This window comes from Priestia sp. SIMBA_032 (assembly GCF_046535215.1).
Taxonomy (GTDB): domain Bacteria; phylum Bacillota; class Bacilli; order Bacillales; family Bacillaceae_H; genus Priestia; species Priestia aryabhattai.
This window is the reverse complement of record NZ_JAWRXD010000346.1, coordinates 1-317: the sequence shown is the minus strand read 5'-3', so window position 1 is coordinate 317 and position 317 is coordinate 1. Positions and strand designations below refer to the sequence as shown.

The 317-nt window shown below is 47.0% G+C and carries 1 protein-coding gene; it reads right to left on the bottom strand.

What is annotated here, in order from left to right:
• Positions 1-66: 66 nt before the first annotated feature.
• On the bottom strand, positions 67-317 hold a 251-nt coding region (locus tag SB717_RS34695), incomplete at its 5' end, for a hypothetical protein (RefSeq protein WP_410907404.1).

Genomic DNA, 317 nt, shown 5'->3' with positions numbered 1-317 from the left:
AGTCAATTTCCTGCATTAATACCTAAATGCGCAGCCAGTCATCCTCAAAAAGCCGCTACAAAAGCATTACAAAAGCCCGCCGAGCAACGGGACATCGTAGGCCTTGCACTTTACAATCTTCTTTGAGGACATCGCCTCTTTTATTTTAACCTCATTCCCAGCCAACCCACCCAACTTAGCAGCACAATGTATCAATACAGCGGGATACGAGTAGTCACCTGGTGACAAGACAACGTCACTTATAGTCCTATCTGTCGGCACGATAGCGGCTAACATTTGGGGGACATAGAACTCCTCCAGAACAAGCCGGATATGAG